Below are 16266 nucleotides of genomic sequence, written 5' to 3' on the forward strand. Positions count from 1 at the left end.
AATTCTGTCTGACGAATTATGGTCGTTTTTAACATTTTTTTATTTGCAATTAGTTATGGAACTATCAAAAGCTTACTTTGAAAATCTGGAAACAAAAGACCAAATAACAGTACAATTTAACCCTACCGAATTGACTTTTAATAAAACTGCCCAATTTGTAGAGATTGCCATTCCGGGATTGGATGCTCCCCTACAACAATTCATTCGCGGTGGGACAGAAACCCTATCATTTGAATTATTTTTTGATAGTACTGATGAAGGTATGGCTGAAGGAGCAAAAAGCGTCACTACAGAATATAGTTCAACTTCTGGTGCAGACAAATTTAGTGGTATTGATAAATTTTATGAACTGGTCAAACAGAATCCCAATACTCATGCAATTCCTCGCTGTCGATTTTCTTGGGGAAAAACTAGCGATATTAAACCCCCCATTGATAATATTTTAAAGCCATTAGGAGTTGGTAAAAATGTTTCCAAAGCTCCCTATTGGTTTGTAGGAACTGTCGAAAGTATGGATCGCAAATTTATTCTGTTTAGCCCTGAAGGGATTCCTTTGCGGGCGCGGTTAACAGTAAAAATGCGCGAGTATCAAACCCTCGAACAAATGGTCAGAAGGCTAAATTCTGCCGATCACACCAAAGCGAGGGTAATCAAACGAAGAGAACGTCTCGACCAAATAGCTACTAAGGAATATGATACCCCCGCAGACTGGCGACGTATTGCCGAAGCCAATGACATAGACGACCCGCGTCGAATTCTTCCCGGAAGAATCTTAGAAATTCCACCCATCCAAGTGGATATCGACCGACGGAGGACAGACTAATGGCAGATTTTATCCCTATTTATAAAGACCGTGATTTTTACGTTCCTGCTTTTGAAATTCGAGTTAATAATCAGCTTCTGCCTAATTATGCTAGCAAAGATGTCATTGAAGTCCAATATAAAGACAATGTTGATGAGATTGATTCATTTGAAATCACGATTAATAACTGGGATACAGAAAAATTAGATTTTAAATATACCGGAGGGGCGAGAAAAAACAACCTGACAGAACGCAATCTCTTATTCGACCCAGGACAAGTAATTGAATTGTGGATGGGCTACTTTAAACCTACTAAAGAAAACCCTAATCCCTTACGTTTGATGCTAATAGGTAAAATTAATTCCCTAACCCCCAACTTTCCATCATCGGGACAGCCAACTTTAAAAGTAAGTGGCAAAAATGTTTTAATCCAATTCAAATCTAAACAGGAAACCCACAAATATCCTAATAAAACAGATAGTCAAATTGCTGAAGAAATTGGTCAAAAAAGACCATTAAAAGACACAAATGGCAACAAAATTCCTATTGTTGTTAACCGCGATGCTAGAGATAAAAACGAAAGTAATCAGAAATATACTTTACAAAAAAATCAGCTTGACATTGTTTTTCTAATGCAATTAGCTCAACGCAATAGTTATGAGTTGATATTTATTAATGATGTTAAAGACCCACAATACCAAAATTTAAAACCCTATCTAAACGAACAGAAACCACCTCCATTCCTCTACTTTGGTCCATCTTTGAGGCTGGCAAAAGTTTCCTATCTTTTAGAGTGGGGAAAATCTTTAATCCAGTTTCAACCCACTTTAACTACCACCAATCAGGTATCTCAAGTGACAGTACAAGGCTGGGATAGTCTGAAGAAGAAGCCGATAAAAGTCACAATTAAACGTAGCGATCTAGATATACGTTCTCAGAAAGACAAACAAAGAGAACAAAAATTAGAAGAAGGATTTGATAAACAAAGAGAAATTGTAGTTGATCGCCCTGTTTTTAATGAAAAAGATGCAAAACAACTTGCTATAGCCATGATGAAAGATAACGTGCAAAATATGGTGACAGGACGAGGTTCAACAGTGGGAACTGCCGATTTAAGGGCTGGAAGTTTTGTGCAAATTCAAGGGTTAGGCTTAACTTTTAGTGGGAAATATTTTATTAAATCTACAACCCATACTATTAATGCCAGCGGATATATAACTGAATTTGAAGCCCGGAAAGAAGAGGAAAATAAATAAATGGATAAAATAAATAGCATAGTTATTGGGACTGTTAAAAGTTTAGATGATCCCCAAAAATTAGGAAGAATTGAAGTTCATTTTCCTTGGTTATCTGATAATAACAAAAGTTATTGGGCAAGAGTTGCAACTTTAATGGCTGGATCTGGACGCGGTACCTGGTTTATGCCAGAAAAAGAAGATGAAGTCCTCGTTGCTTTTGAACATGGTGATACCCGATTTCCTTATATTGTTGGTTTCCTCTGGAATGGAGAAGATAAACCACCTCGTACAGATCCTCAAAAGCGTTTGATTCGGTCTGTCAACGGACATGAAATTGAAATTTACGATCCAGATCCTATAGGAGGCGATCGCGGCTACATTCGCCTAAAAGATGCCCAAGGAAACCAGATAGAACTGGCTAACGGACGTATATCAATTAGTAGTATCGGTGGAATCACTATTAATGCTCCTAGTGTAGTAATCAACGGACGACCTGTTGCACCAAGTCCTAGCCCTATTTAAAGGAGAAAACGTTATGACTGACAGCAATAAAATTCCCTGTGTACCTTTACCTAAAGCCAAAAAATTAACAATAACTCTGCCTTTTGGTGGGGAGTTGCAATCACTGGCTGATACCTCAAAAGGACCGCCTACTGATTGTGCTTTAGTACATAGTTTGATGCTGCAACTTACTCCCACTCTTGCGGGAATGACCTGTTTCCTTAGGGTATTAAAGGTAGTTCAGTCTCTAGCAAAATTGGCAGAACCTGGAAATCCTGTTGGTAAGCTTGGTGATATTGGTAAATCTGCTGCTGAAGCTGCGGATTGCTTTTTGGTTTTTGACAAGCTTCCTAAAATGCTGGCAGATATTTTGCGACTAATTATTGCTTACCTCCGATGTATTATCCAAGCAATTAAAAGTATTTTGGATTTTCAGGTGGGCATTGATTTGAATTCGGCTCAAGGAAACCCTGTGTTGTTGGCTTCCCTGGACTGTGCCAACAACAATGCCCAAATTTCACTAGAGCAGTTAATGGAACAAATAGCTGTAATTGAACCTTTGCTAGATATTATTAAGCCAATTATAGGAATTGTTGGAGTATCACTTAATCTTCCCTCTTTCGCTAATCTTTCTGGAGAAAAAGATTTACCCAAACTATTAGAAAATCTCAATACAATACTCGAACAATTACAACAGGCCATTGATGCTTTGCCAGTATAGTTTTTGACAAATAAAAAGCTAAGGAGTTATTAAATATGGCCAGAGACTTTTTAGGAGTAGGGTGGAAATTTCCTATCCGAGTGAATGCTAGAGGCGGATTATCCTACTCTACTCATGAACAGGATGTTGAAGAAGCCATTTGGATTATTCTCAGTACTAGCAAAGGCGAAAGAGTGATGGAGCCAGATTTTGGTTGTGGCATTTATGACTATGTATTTGCGCCTAACAATTCAGGAACGCGAGGTTCTATTGCTTATGAAATCCAGAAATCTTTAGCAGAATACGAACCACGAATAGATGTGGAGAACGTGCGGGTGGAAACGTTCCCCGATAGCGATAACCAATTACTTATTTATGTGGATTATCGCCTACGTGCTAACAATGCCAAGCGTAACTTAGTCTATCCCTTTTACCTAACGGAGCCTTAAATGCCTCTCCAACCTCCCAACTTAGACGATCGGCGTTTTGCGGAATTATTTGCAGAATTGCGATCGCTGATTCCCCGCTATGCTCCAGAATGGACAGATCACAATCTTTCCGATCCTGGCATCACGATGATGCAGTTATTTTCTTGGTTGGGAGAAATTGTGCTGTTTCGCCTCAACCGCGTACCAGATCGCAATTATCTTAAATTCCTCCAATTAATCGGAGTTGAACAAAAACCTGCCGTTCCTGCTAAGGCAGAATTAACTTTTACACTGGTTTCACCCAGTCCCGCTACTGTATTTATTCCTAGAGGGACTCAGATCGCTGCTGTTGTACAACCACTGCCACCTAGTGCCTTGGCAATACCTACTTTGCCCCCAGAACCCGAAGAACCAGTAATTTTTGAGACAGATGAACCATTAATTGCTATAGGAGCAACACTGCAAACTGTACTCATATTCAACGGCACAAGTTTTATCGATTACACCCAGGCAAATAAATTTCCTCAACAGCGATATCCTGCTTTTGGTAGTAGTCCCCGCGATGGTAACGCTCTATTACTTGGTTTTGCCTCAGATAATCCTTTCCCATCGGTGGAAATGAATCTTTTTGTGCGTGTTTTTATAGAGCCAAATACTGCCCAAGAGCATCGTTGCGATTTGCCTGAAAATGAAATCCATCCTTCGGCAACAATTGCTTGGGAATATTGGAATGGCTCTGACTGGAGTAAGTTAAGTCTCCTTAAAGATGAAACGCGGGCATTAACTCAAAGCGGTCATGTATACGTTCGTACTCCCAAACCACCTGGCATTCAAAAAAGGATATTTGGTTCTATTTCTGAGCCTCTATACTGGATTCGCTGCCATTTAGTGAAGTCACAATATGAAAACCCTCCCGAATTAGATGCAGTATTAACTAATACAGTCCGTGCTACCGCAGTTACAACTGTTAAAGATCAAGTGTTAGGTTCGAGCGATGGTCTACCCAATCAAAGTTTGAGCTTACTACACTCACCCATTTTTGCTAGTTCTGTGCGTCCAGTAGAAGAACGGCTTCAAGAACAAAATAGACGAACACCCAACCCTAATGAAGCAGAACGGATTTTATGGGATAAACAACTGCAACAACAGGAATTAATTAAAGGCTTTTTACTAGAAATTGATGAAGGACAAGAAGCACAGCCTTGGGAAGAAGTAGAGGACTTTTTTAATTCTAGTGCTGGCGATCGCCATTATCTTCTCAACCGCACGATTGGAGAAATTACCTTTGGGAACGGCGAACGAGGGCGAATTCCCTTAGCAGGCATCAATAATATTGTCGTTCGCTACTACCGTTATGGTGGTGGCACCAATAGTAATGTTGCACCTGGGATGATCGCCAGTTTGCAGACAAGTGCTGATGGCGTAGATACAGTTACCAACTACTGGGCGGCCGAAGGCGGTGATGATGAAGAAGCGATCGCTCTCACCAAAGCCCGTGCGCCGAAAGAACTCAAAGCTCGCGATCGCGCTGTCACTAACCAAGATTTTGAGTTTTTAGCCCAACAAACCCCAGGAGTACGGGTAAGACGCGCCTATGCTCTCCCTCTCTACCATCCTCAGTTCCCCGATACACTAATTCCCGGTGCAATTACAGTCATAGTCATCCCTGAAAGCAAGGAACCAAAACCTATTCCTAGCGAGGGTACTATGCAGACGGTGTGTGCTTATCTCAACCGTCATCGGCTGTTAACCACCGAAGTGTTTGTTGCCCCACCCAAATACCTACAAGTCAAAGTTGAAGCTAGAATTCTGACTCGCCCCAGTGCTAACCCAGCAGTTGTAAAAACACAAATCGAACAAGTTTTAAACTCCTATTTACATCCTTTGACTGGTGGAGAGGATGGTTTAGGTTGGCCGTTAGGAGGTGAAGTGATTCATTCCGAAGTTTTTCGGCGAGTGCTAACCGTAAATGGCGTTCAACGCATTGATGATCTGCGAATTGTCATTGATGGCGATCGCCTACTTCCTTGTACAAATGCCTCCATTCCCAAAAATTTCTTAGTGTTTTCCGATGGACACGACATTGATGTCACTTTCTCCACTGAAGCATAGGCGATTCTCCAGTTTCCACTTGCATCTATTTAAATTTTAGATTTTGAATTCACTGGAAGCCAACCATGTCCGAACTAAATTCTTCAACTTATTTTTTATTAGATAGTCAGCAAGGACGTAATGCTGAGGATGGTTGGCACGCGCAGCAGTTAACCAATCTACAAATTACACCAATAGGGTTGCAACTGGCATCGATTCCCAGTCCTCCTCTACCTCTTAAGGATGCTCAAGGCACATTTGGAGGATTGACCAATCCTACAGGCGTTACAGTAGATAATGGGGGAAATATTTACATTGCTGACGCTAGCCATCATCAAGTTTTCCGCCTCACGCGTCGGGATAAATGGGAAGTTTGGGCGAAGTTTTTTCGCATTGATCGAGGAGCTTTTACTAGCTATACTTTTGTTTATGTTCCTACCGCTAAACGATTAGAACTTTGGCAACCTTCTCGCCAGGTATATCCCCAAAGTTTTGCTGATATAGAAGTAATTAAAGAGCGGGTTTTTGATGAAAATCTGGCTCGTAAATTAATCTTGTGCTATATCCAAACCCACGAACCCGAAAGGGTCAAGAATTTGTGTAATTCAGGCTCAGAAGTACGAGAATTAGAAAAAGAAACTATTAGCCAAACTTGGGAAGCAGCCTATCCTTCTCATCTTCCCAGTGGAAATATTTGTAAATCCTCTATTGAACCTTTACCCTGTGTGGGTGGTTTAGGTAAAGCAGCACGCCAGTTGAACGAACCTCGTGGTTTAGCAATTTCTCAAACAGGGAATTTTTATATTGCCGATACGAAAAATCACCGAATTCAAATTTTTGCTTTATCTAGTTTATTATTGAAGGCTATTTGGGGTAAACAAGGCGGTATTTATGGAGATAAAGCTGGAGAGTTTAACGAACCTTGGGATGTGATTATTGATAGTAAAGGTAATGTCTGGATTTCAGACAAAAATAACCATCGCTTGCAAAAGTTTGATAATCGCCAGCGAAAATTTACAATCGTTGATGGCACTCAATTAAATGCCCATTTCTTCCAAGTATTATATGGCAATAACAAAGGCGATCGCTTTGTTTTTATTCCGGCTCGTCGAAGACTAGAAAAATGGTCTAATAATTTGGGTAGAAATCCAGCCAATCTCAATGAAGCTATTGAAATAAATAATAATATTAATACTCTTGAATCTGCCCGTCAACTCGTTTTAGAAACAATTCAAGCTAGAAAGTCTACAGATATTTTAGTGGAATGGGATAATATCTATTCCTTAGAAACAGATGAAAAATTTGATAGTCCCACCCATTTGGCAATTGATCGTCAGGAAAATATTTATGTAGTTGACAAAGACAAGGATTATGTCAAAGTAGTAGATCCACAAGGACGGATAATTAATAAAATTACCTATGTTAGCCATATTCCTGGTTCTTTTTTACCCACAGCGATCGCCATAAATGAACAAGGACAATTAGTTTTAGCACATAGCACAGGGTTACATTATTATGACCTGAAAGTTGGCGGATGCTATGAAGGTTGCTCTGCTAATGGGCAAAGTCACTGCACTAGCATGGCAAAGGATATTAGTGGGAATTTAATTGTAGTAGGTGAAGATTTAGGGGTGGCGCAGATTCCGCTATCTACTAAATTTGAACAGGAAGGAACTTATTTCTCACGTTCCCTAGATAGCAATATTTATAACTGTCAATGGCATAAAGTTCTACTCGATATTTCTAGCATTCCTACGGGCACTAGCATCCAAGTATGGACTTATACTTCAGAAGAAGAGTTAGAAGATTGGGATATTCAAGCACTACCAGATGAAGATTGGCAAACAGGGCAGTTAATCTCGGTTCTGAAAAATCAGACTAAAACAATTAATCCCTCCTCTCTATCTGCCATCATCGACCTTAATCAATCTCCAATAGAACCCGAAGACTTATTGATTTTGAGTCCACCCGGTCGCTTTTTATGGTTAAAAATTAACTTTGTTGGCAATGGCAATGATACACCAACTATCAAACACTTAAAAGCCTATTTTCCCCGTTTAAGTTACTTGCAATATTTGCCAGCAGTTTATCAAGCAGATCCTGTAAGTAAAGATTTTCTCGACCGTTTTCTTTCCATCTTTGAGACGGTATTAGGAAGTGTAGAAACAAAAATTGACCATATTGCCGAATATTTTGACCCAGATGGAGTACCCGATCGCCAATTTTTGGAGTGGTTGGCTAGTTGGGTAGATATGACTTTCTATCAGGGTTGGTCTTTAGAAACCTGTCGCCGGCTGTTGCGTCATGCTCCCGAATTATACCGTCAACGAGGAACTCCCGCAGGATTACAACATATACTGTGGTTAATATTTGGCGTAAAAGTAGAAATTCTCGAACATTTTCGACTGCGACGCTGGTTATTTCTCAATAGTCAATCTAGCTTGGGTGGGCGATCGCAACTCTGGGGAAACCACATTATCAATCGCTTGCAATTAGGGGAAAATTCGCGTATTGGTGATTTTGCTTTGGTAGGAACATCTGACCCAGAACACGACCCCTTTTCCCTCTATGCACACCGTTTCAGCGTATTTATTCCCAGCACCCAGTCTCCACCGATCATAGAACGCCAAATTCGCGCCGTCATTGAAGACCAAAAGCCAGGTCATACCCAATACAGCTTAGAAAAAGTTGAATCTCGCTTCCGTGTAGGGGTGCAATCTACGGTAGGTATGGATACTTTGGTGGGAACTTATCCGCGTTTGGTACTAAATTATTGTTCCACCTTGGGATATGACACAGTTCTAAATAGTGCGCCAGAAAGCCAAACCCCTGCGATCGCAGTGGGACAAAAGCGGGTTGGGGTAAATACGATTGTGGGCTAAACAAATTAACCAATCAGGAGAAGTTATGGAAAACGGTAAATATGATCAAGAAGTGTGTAGGGAATGTGACTTAGCTACTGATGAGCGGTTAAACTATTTTACGGGTCAATTTCTAGCTGAACGAGATTTTCGAGCCGAACAAGAATATCAAATTGGCAAACATCGCCAGCACAACCGTTATTTACATGGTTATGGTACAGTTTGCGGATTGAAGATTGTCCAACATCCTAACCTAGACTGTCGCGATCGCTTTGTCATTCTCGAACCTGGGTTAGCCCTCGATTGTTGCGGTCGAGAAATTGTAGTCAAAGAAAAAGTTTATATCGATCTAGTTAAGCTTTTTGCTGCCCAAAATATCGATTTAAAAAGCATTGACCCAAAAGAAAAGAACCATCTCTTATTTTCCTTGTGTTACGAGGAGTGCAAAACTGAATTTGTTCCCGCCCTTTATTCCGAATGTGGTTGTGATGAATTTGGTTGTGATGCAAACCGAATTGTGGAAGGGTTTGAAATTCATCTGCAACTGTTGAAAGACCTGCCAAAACCTCAGCACGAGGAACCTGTGGGAGTAAATTTGGACTGGATTACTACTCTGAGCTTAGATAATGCTTTTCGTGTAGTACTTGACCCTAAAGGAGAGCGAATTTATGTCCTGACGGCGGCTAATCCAAGTCAAATCATGGTGTATGAAGCGACCCACCACTGCTTACTGTACACTATTCCACTGCTGGGAGGAAAACCAGGCGTTCCTGAAGGGCGTGGGGTGGATCTGGCGATCGCACCAACGGGACAATTTCTCTATATCCTGCGGTATGTCGAAATACCAAGCTCACCCGGTTCGGGTAATTATTTTTTACAAGTTATTCAAGTTAAAGACACCTCCACAGGACAGGATTTACCTCAAGCCCAAAGAATTGAAACAACTGATGCTAGTGGCGATTTTCCTCTAAATTCCGGCTTTGCAGATAAGCCTCCTCAGATTGTTGCCAGCCAGAAGAAAGATAGTAACAACATTTACACCCTCGATCTAAATGCTCAGAAAATCTCGATTTGGAACGCTCAAATCATTACGAAAGCGAATGCTGATCCGAGTATAAATGTGGGAAGCACCAATTCGCCTAAACTTAATGAAGTGAATACAGGCAGCAATCCCCGTAGTATCGCCGTCAGTCCCGATGATAACTGGGTGTTGCTTGGAGAAGCAGGAACTGATAATGCTATCAAAGTATTTAAGGTCGGGACTTCCCAGTTAGTTAACCCACCCATTTCCATTCCCACCACCGATCCGCCAGTGCTGTTAGCTGTTTCAGCAGATAGTCTGCGACTGTACTCAGTTACCAATTCCACCACAGGAGACAAGAAAGTTCGTGCCTTTCGCCTTGAGGACAGTTCCCAACCTTTTCCCGAAATTAAACCCGCTGGTGCTGCTTCATTTTCAGGCATTGAGATCGGCATAGACATTCCAGTGGCGATCGCTGTTTCTCCTTCAGGTAAATGGGCTTATGTATTGTTGAAAGACAGCGCCAGCAAAGGCATTATCAAAGTTGTCGATGGAGACAAAATTGCCACAGATCCTACCCAGGCGTTATCACCATCAGTTTTCTCTGTAGTTTCAGAACCGCAATATCTGGTTTTAGAACCTGAAGGAAGGCGTTTGTACGCTGCGGGTAAGGGTAGTTCTTCTTTGCCAAGTTGCGGTGGTGTGTCGGTAATTGATGTTAAGGAGACGCAATGTAGTGAGATTATTTGGCAGGCTTTAGATGGGTGTCCTGAATGTCCAGAGGATAATTGTGTACCTCTAGCGATCGTAGAGGATTACGTTAAGAACTATCAAAAAGACCCCAAGATTACTAATAATAGGCTGGAAAACCGGAAATTCCGTCCCTTAGTACCCAGTACCGAAACTCTCAAGCAATTAGTTATGTGTGCGTTGGAAACTGGTGGAGGAACTAAGGGACAAGAAGGTCTGCCCGGTTCACCTGGGATACCCGGTACCCCAGGTTCAAAGTGGCTCAATGGCACTATCAATCCTACAAATGCTCTGGTTGCCAATCCAGGAGACTACTACCTCAATACAACCAGCGACGACGTTTATCGTCGAGAAAATGATAGTTCTTGGACTTTAGTTGGCAACATTAAAGGAAACCCCGGAAACGATGGCACTCCAGGGGAAGGTTTAGAATCCGGGCTAACCCAAATTGTTGCACTCAGTTGGACTCACAATAATGGTAAGAATCCCCTTGTCACCATTATTCGTGAAAATAAAGATCTAGTTCGAGGAATTGTAATTGCTTTTACCCGTCGGGTGTTGGTGTCAAACCCTCTTTCACCATTTCAACCTCCTAATCAGATTGATGCAGACCATGTGTTCCAAGTTTTAGTCGAACACGATCCTAGATTGAAAAAACTCGGTGTAGTGTGCCGTTGCCCAATCAAGGGGAGAATTTTACCAGTGAGACCTACCCTTAATGGAAAGCTCATTACCGCAGCTGAGGAAATTCCAGGACCAATGGCAAGAGCAGCAGCATTTATCTTTGATGATCAGACTATTCTCTTTGACGATCAAGGATTCCCGAGATTTAGAGCAAATGAGGGTAGTAGCATTAATGAAATCTGGGTGCGTTTACATGGTGATTTTGTTTTGGATAGCCAAGAGCCAACTCAAGCTAGAGCAATAGATGCAGAGTTTGTGCGGGCAGAATTACCCACAGGCGATCGCCCTCGCGGTAGCAATGTTGGTATTCAAGGCGGTACTTTTGAAAGTTGGTTTTGGATTGGCGATCGTCCTCAGCCAGATAAAGGCTAGTAGCGTTATTTCTTGATCGGTTAAACATCATAAAGAATTAGGAAAAATTTGGTTCGCTACATACAATAAGAGGTTTTAATTTTATGGCTGTTAAATCAAAAAAATCGAAGAAAACAAAAACAAAATCTAAAAGTTGTCCTACCTGTGGCAGCGTAGAATGTTTTGAACGCCCGCGATTTTTTGGCGGTCAAATGCTCACTGATAAGGATCTTGATGCTGCTCAACGTTATGTAATCGAGAAAAACAGGCTGCATAATCGCTACTTGGTGGGAACGGGTGTAGCTTGTGGTTTGGCTGTTCGCTGCGATCCTTGTTGTGATGGTAGTGTGATTATTGAGGCAGGTTACGCCATTGACTGCTGCGGTAACGATATTGTCGTCTGTCAGGAGGCATCTTTTAACGTTCTAGATTGTTTCAAACAACAAAAAGAAACTCCCTACTGCGATCGCGAACTAATTGAATATAAATCCCAATGCGATCGAGAGTCAAAAGAGTACTGTCTGGCAATTTTTTATGACGAAGAACCCAGTCAACCTGTAACTGCTCTGATCCGCGATAACGGATGTAAAAATGTTCGTTGCGAACCTTCCCGCATCCGCGAGACTTTCCATTTTGAGTTAGTCGAAAAGCCAGAACCCGATCGTTGTAACATTGACCTCAGTTGGTTGAGAGGAACAAGCATAACTAGTACCAACAACGCTTCAAACCCAATAATACAGATTCTAAAAACTCTTGCAGCCCTGACACCTTCTCACAGCTTTTTATGTAGAGTTTTGACTTGTTTATTTGAAGACCAAGAATTCTTGAATATTGTGCAAGAGTTTCAAACAATTAACAATTCAGGTAATTTTACTCAAGAAGCACTTCAACTTTTTAATAGAATGCGAAGCTACGTATTAAAGCTATACGAAAAAGAGCCGAGAACCCGTTGCGATCTCCTAGCAGAAATTAAAAGCATTGCCATGCCCATTCCAGAGGGTATTAGTTCAGAGGATTATAATCAACAAGCTAGAGAAGCGTTAGGAAAAATGTTTCTTTTAATTCTCCAGTTGGTCTTAGATTGTATCTGTGATGCGCTTCTAGTTCCTGGTACTGAATGTAATGAAGAAGAAGGGATCATATTAGCTTGTCTAACCATCAAAGAAGACAAAATCGAAAAAATCTGTAATATCTCTCGCAAACAGTTGATAACAGGGCCGGCTTTACAGTATTGGATTCAGCCTCTTTTTGCCGCTCTGGCACAAATCGCCGAAAGTTTATGTTGCAATTTAGATATAAGTCAAGTTATCAAGCAATTAAATATCAGAGGAATGGGCTAAAATTTTTTCATCAAAGAATTATTTGGAAGTAAATTTTAGGAGAATAATTTAGATGAATACCATACCACAAAACAATTCAAATACCCCAAAGCCAGTACCACAAGATAGAGTATTTGAAAATATTGTTACGGCAATAAATCGCAGTCAAGCTTTACTCAAAATAGCTGGAGATTTCTCTGCATCTGTACTTGAGAAAGTCAAAGTATTGAAAATTTCACAACTAGCCAATCCTGATACTATTACGGCGATGGATATTTACGATCGCCCCCTAGAAGAAGTGCGAATTTTACTTGATCGCCAGAGTATTCAATCGACCGAAATGAAGATAGTTAATGCTCAAGAGGCTTATAGTTTGAGAAATTTAGGAGCAACCATCGGGACAATTGCACCTAGCAGCCGTGTAGACCTATTAACTTATCAAGGGCGAGTCATTGGGATTCGAGTATTAGGAGAGCAAAAGCAATGACTCCAGATGAAATTAAGCGACTGCGTTATTACGAAAAGCAGTATCTCAGAACCCAAGACTTTCAAGATGAGCAAGCTTATCATATTGAAATGCGTCGCCGACACCTGATTGCTCACCACAGTTGGGGTATTGTCGTTGGGTTGGAAATTAAACAAGATCCCATCTCAAAAATTTGGGCAGTTCAACCTGGAATAGCAGTAGATGGGTATGGGCGAGAAATTGTGGTGTTTGAGCCAGAGGAATTGAATTTAATAGCGATCGCCAATCAACTGTCAGGTCAATCTTTACCTGCGTTATTAAAAATCTGGATTGCCTACACAATTGAACCAACAAATCGACCTGCTACAGGCTATGAAACTTGCAATGGCAAAGACGAATTCACTCGCATACGCGAATCATTTCGACTTGTTTATAGGCAAGATTTCGTTTTTGATGACAGCAAAGAAGTGCCTCAAGCGTTTCAATCTCTGCCAGACGATCCTCAACAGGCTCCTTGGTACATATATTTGGGAACGATTGCTTGGGATAAAAATCCTGCCAATCCTTCTCAGAACATTATCACCAGTGCTGTTCCAGTAGATCCAGTCAATCAAAAAGGTCGTCATTATGTCGGGGTTGTTGCCACAGAAGCGATCGCCCCAGATAATCAATTACTCCTCCGAGGAAGAACCAAATCCACACCACCAGCGTCTACATCCGATCCAGCCTACGATGATGTAGCTGTGAAGTTATCAGGCACGTTACAAGTGACGAAGTATCTAACGGTTGGGCCGTTTACTGCCACAACGGGTGATGGTGGCATTGATGTAACTGGATCGGTTGCAGAGTTTGGTTTTGTGAAACGGACGTTAACCTCATGGCCCTCTCCTCCGGTAGCGGGCGATCGCTTTGTTTGGTATAACCCTGATGGCAATGCCCGTCTGTGGACTGAAAAAAATGGCGATCTGTTCACCGTTACTCCTCAAGGTAATGTAGGTATCAAAACACTTACTCCAGGGGCAACTTTAGATGTACTTGGTTCATTTCGTCTGAATAACGGCACAGTTCTTTCCAAAATTGAAAGTGGCACAATTGCGGTGGGAAGCAGTGCTAGTAAAAATAAAGAAATCACTGTTACTTTTCCAGTGAATTTTTCGGGCATCCCTAAAGTCATTGCTTCTGCGCGTGCCGAACCAAATACTACCTGGCCAGACACTTTTGCCGTTTCAACCCGTTCTCTTGATGCAAAACAATTTACTGTAAATATAATTCGAGTAGATTCAGTGGATGGTTGGACTCAAAATCTGCAATTAGATTGGATAGCCTGGGAGTAGTGCTAGCACAATTAAACCTATGCAAACTATTGAGATTCACCAATTTAATGTCCAGTATAATGTAGCGCGATCGCTATTAAATTCTGCTGACCTCCAACGTCGGTTAGACCATATTGCTATTAATCTACTTCCCCGTGTTTGGGAAGATAAAATTTTTCATACCTCTGAAACAGATGAAACTATTTATTTCATCCAACAAATAGATGTAAATCTCACCTGCGATCCTCACAAATTTGACGATCGCCAATTAGCATCTACTTGGGCTAATGCACTGTCCAATAATATTGGTAAAACCATTAGCCAACAGGACAATAACGTCATAATTTTTCGCAACCGAGGAGAATTTTTAGCTAGTTTTGTGGTCGATCTGTTGCGGGGTCGAGCTTGGGATTGTTGGTACTATAGCGAATTTGATGCCTTGCGGTCTTTTTCTTTGAGCCAGGCAACATTAAATGTATTAATGGCAGATGGGGATATAGGAAGGGATGCACTTTTACAAGTGACTCGATGGGGTAGTTTGGATTTATTACTTGCAAACCTCAACGATCGGGAAGTAGAAACTATCGTCAATCGATGTCTTTTACCCCCTAGCCCACGAGTTTTTCTGCCAAGTACTGTTACCATTTGGTTGCAAAACTTGCTGGCTTTACTCGATAACCGTTTAAATCTTACTTCTGTGTTATCACGGGATGTAGCTCGACTTTATCTTAATTTAATAGAACAGCGTCCCGAATTAGGCCCGGACGTGAATTTAGCCCGTTTTATCCGCGATTTGTTGCAACTATGGCAAACCGTGGAAAACATAACTCACCGTTCAGCTTTTTTCTCTCATTTGCAATCGGATAATCGGAATGCCGCATTTAGCCAATTAGGTAGAGGTAGCCCACAACAATTACTGACTAATTTGATGCGCGAATTCACCGGAACAGAGGTGGTTAATTTATTAAGCAAATTAACACAAAAAACACCACAGTCTTTGAGTCAGAGAGTTATTACCCCTTTTGGTGGGATATTTTTATTAGTGGGTGCGATCGCCGAGCTAAAAATTTACGATTTCTTGCAAAACTGCGTCTATCCTGAACCTCCAGGCATTCCCAAAGCTAAATTATTCCTATGGCTGATTGCCCTTCAGTGTTTGGGAGGCGAAAACACGCAACAAGCTCTCAAAGAGCGATCGCTAGCTTTGTTTGCTGGTTTAGCTTCGATTCCAGAGTCAGGATGGTTACAAGCATATCTCGCTAATCTAACCGCAGCAATGCACGCAGATTTTACTCAGCAATTTCAGGAGCATTTGCGAGCAGTTACCCAAGGTGCAGGAATGTTTATTTATCAACGTGCGCTTACCTCAGAGCAACACAACCCTTTAGACTGGTTTTCATTGAATGTCGAAACCATACCCATCTTACCTAACCCAGAGGTCAATTTAGCCCTAGCTGCCGTCAGTTCTGCTATTGTGCGAGGATTTACCGCAAAACTAGGTGCTTTTAGTAACAGTAGTCCTGCTTATATTTACACTAATTTCCTCGCCAGCCAAGCTGAAATTGCAGTTTCTGGCAGTCAAATTCAGGTACGTTTTCTGACTTGTCCTTTGCAAATGGTATTGAGGATGGCAGGGTTTGAGGATTTTCGTTGGCAGATACCGTGGTTGGGCGTTGGTGGAGCCTCTCCTTTGGAGAATCGCCAATTGATTTTTACCTTTGACTGATGATAAATCTCTGGA

12 protein-coding genes are annotated in these 16266 nt (G+C 41.4%); all 12 read left to right on the forward strand.

The genetic code is table 11. The features are described 5' to 3' along the window. The first annotated feature begins 55 nt into the window (after positions 1 to 55). The 12 genes from V7K69_RS20590 to V7K69_RS20645 all read left to right on the forward strand — a co-directional run bounded on the left by V7K69_RS20590 (position 56) and on the right by V7K69_RS20645 (position 16251). Positions 56 to 823: a CIS tube protein gene (locus V7K69_RS20590; RefSeq protein ID WP_335037643.1), complete on the forward strand. Its 768-nt coding sequence runs from the start codon at positions 56 to 58 to the stop codon at positions 821 to 823. Then, positions 823 to 2058 carry a phage late control D family protein gene (locus V7K69_RS20595; RefSeq protein WP_335037645.1) on the forward strand — a complete coding sequence of 412 codons (1236 nt, stop codon included), beginning with the start codon at positions 823 to 825 and terminating at the stop codon, positions 2056 to 2058. Before V7K69_RS20590 ends, V7K69_RS20595 begins: the two co-directional genes overlap by 1 nt. Continuing rightward, complete coding sequence (locus V7K69_RS20600; RefSeq protein ID WP_335037647.1) at positions 2059 to 2562, forward strand: phage baseplate assembly protein V; 504 nt, start codon at positions 2059 to 2061, stop codon at positions 2560 to 2562. It abuts the gene before it with no gap. Positions 2563 to 2575: 13 nt separating this feature from the next. Then, complete coding sequence (locus tag V7K69_RS20605; protein WP_335037649.1) at positions 2576 to 3262, forward strand: hypothetical protein; 687 nt, start codon at positions 2576 to 2578, stop codon at positions 3260 to 3262. Between the two features lie 35 nt (positions 3263 to 3297). Continuing rightward, positions 3298 to 3690, forward strand: coding sequence for a GPW/gp25 family protein (locus V7K69_RS20610; RefSeq protein ID WP_335037652.1), 393 nt, complete (start codon positions 3298 to 3300; stop codon positions 3688 to 3690). Next, positions 3691 to 5781: a putative baseplate assembly protein gene (locus tag V7K69_RS20615; protein ID WP_335037654.1), complete on the forward strand. Its 2091-nt coding sequence runs from the start codon at positions 3691 to 3693 to the stop codon at positions 5779 to 5781. Positions 5782 to 5846: 65 nt separating this feature from the next. Next, entirely contained in the window at positions 5847 to 8642 is a 2796-nt protein-coding gene (locus V7K69_RS20620) for a phage tail protein (protein ID WP_335037656.1), read from the forward strand. After that, positions 8632 to 11448 (forward strand): hypothetical protein, encoded by a 2817-nt coding sequence (locus tag V7K69_RS20625; protein ID WP_335037659.1) that lies wholly within the window; start codon positions 8632 to 8634, stop codon positions 11446 to 11448. The genes V7K69_RS20620 and V7K69_RS20625 overlap by 11 nt, the downstream gene beginning before the upstream one ends. 83 nt (positions 11449 to 11531) lie before the next feature. Further along, positions 11532 to 12767, forward strand: a complete 1236-nt coding sequence (locus V7K69_RS20630) for a hypothetical protein (RefSeq protein WP_335037662.1) — start codon at positions 11532 to 11534, stop codon at positions 12765 to 12767. 52 nt (positions 12768 to 12819) lie between these two features. Next, positions 12820 to 13233, forward strand: coding sequence for a hypothetical protein (locus tag V7K69_RS20635; protein WP_335037664.1), 414 nt, complete (start codon positions 12820 to 12822; stop codon positions 13231 to 13233). Beyond that, positions 13230 to 14546 (forward strand): hypothetical protein, encoded by a 1317-nt coding sequence (locus V7K69_RS20640; protein WP_335037666.1) that lies wholly within the window; start codon positions 13230 to 13232, stop codon positions 14544 to 14546. The genes V7K69_RS20635 and V7K69_RS20640 overlap by 4 nt, the downstream gene beginning before the upstream one ends. 19 nt (positions 14547 to 14565) lie before the next feature. Then, positions 14566 to 16251 carry a hypothetical protein gene (locus tag V7K69_RS20645; RefSeq protein ID WP_335037668.1) on the forward strand — a complete coding sequence of 562 codons (1686 nt, stop codon included), beginning with the start codon at positions 14566 to 14568 and terminating at the stop codon, positions 16249 to 16251. Positions 16252 to 16266 lie beyond the last annotated feature (15 nt).

Source organism: Nostoc sp. (assembly GCF_036917775.1).
GTDB lineage: Bacteria > Cyanobacteriota > Cyanobacteriia > Cyanobacteriales > Nostocaceae > Nostoc.

What these genes read in the sequence shown, in the direction of transcription:
- V7K69_RS20610 (WP_335037652.1), top strand. Translation starts at nt 3,298, where the DNA reads ATGGCCAGAGACTTTTTAGGAGTAGGGTGGAAATTTCCTATCCGAGTG.
- V7K69_RS20605 (WP_335037649.1), top strand. Translation starts at nt 2,576, where the DNA reads ATGACTGACAGCAATAAAATTCCCTGTGTACCTTTACCTAAAGCCAAA.
- V7K69_RS20620 (WP_335037656.1), top strand. Translation starts at nt 5,847, where the DNA reads ATGTCCGAACTAAATTCTTCAACTTATTTTTTATTAGATAGTCAGCAA.
- V7K69_RS20600 (WP_335037647.1), top strand. Translation starts at nt 2,059, where the DNA reads ATGGATAAAATAAATAGCATAGTTATTGGGACTGTTAAAAGTTTAGAT.
- V7K69_RS20630 (WP_335037662.1), top strand. Translation starts at nt 11,532, where the DNA reads ATGGCTGTTAAATCAAAAAAATCGAAGAAAACAAAAACAAAATCTAAA.
- V7K69_RS20590 (WP_335037643.1), top strand. Translation starts at nt 56, where the DNA reads ATGGAACTATCAAAAGCTTACTTTGAAAATCTGGAAACAAAAGACCAA.
- V7K69_RS20595 (WP_335037645.1), top strand. Translation starts at nt 823, where the DNA reads ATGGCAGATTTTATCCCTATTTATAAAGACCGTGATTTTTACGTTCCT.
- V7K69_RS20640 (WP_335037666.1), top strand. Translation starts at nt 13,230, where the DNA reads ATGACTCCAGATGAAATTAAGCGACTGCGTTATTACGAAAAGCAGTAT.
- V7K69_RS20635 (WP_335037664.1), top strand. Translation starts at nt 12,820, where the DNA reads ATGAATACCATACCACAAAACAATTCAAATACCCCAAAGCCAGTACCA.
- V7K69_RS20645 (WP_335037668.1), top strand. Translation starts at nt 14,566, where the DNA reads ATGCAAACTATTGAGATTCACCAATTTAATGTCCAGTATAATGTAGCG.
- V7K69_RS20615 (WP_335037654.1), top strand. Translation starts at nt 3,691, where the DNA reads ATGCCTCTCCAACCTCCCAACTTAGACGATCGGCGTTTTGCGGAATTA.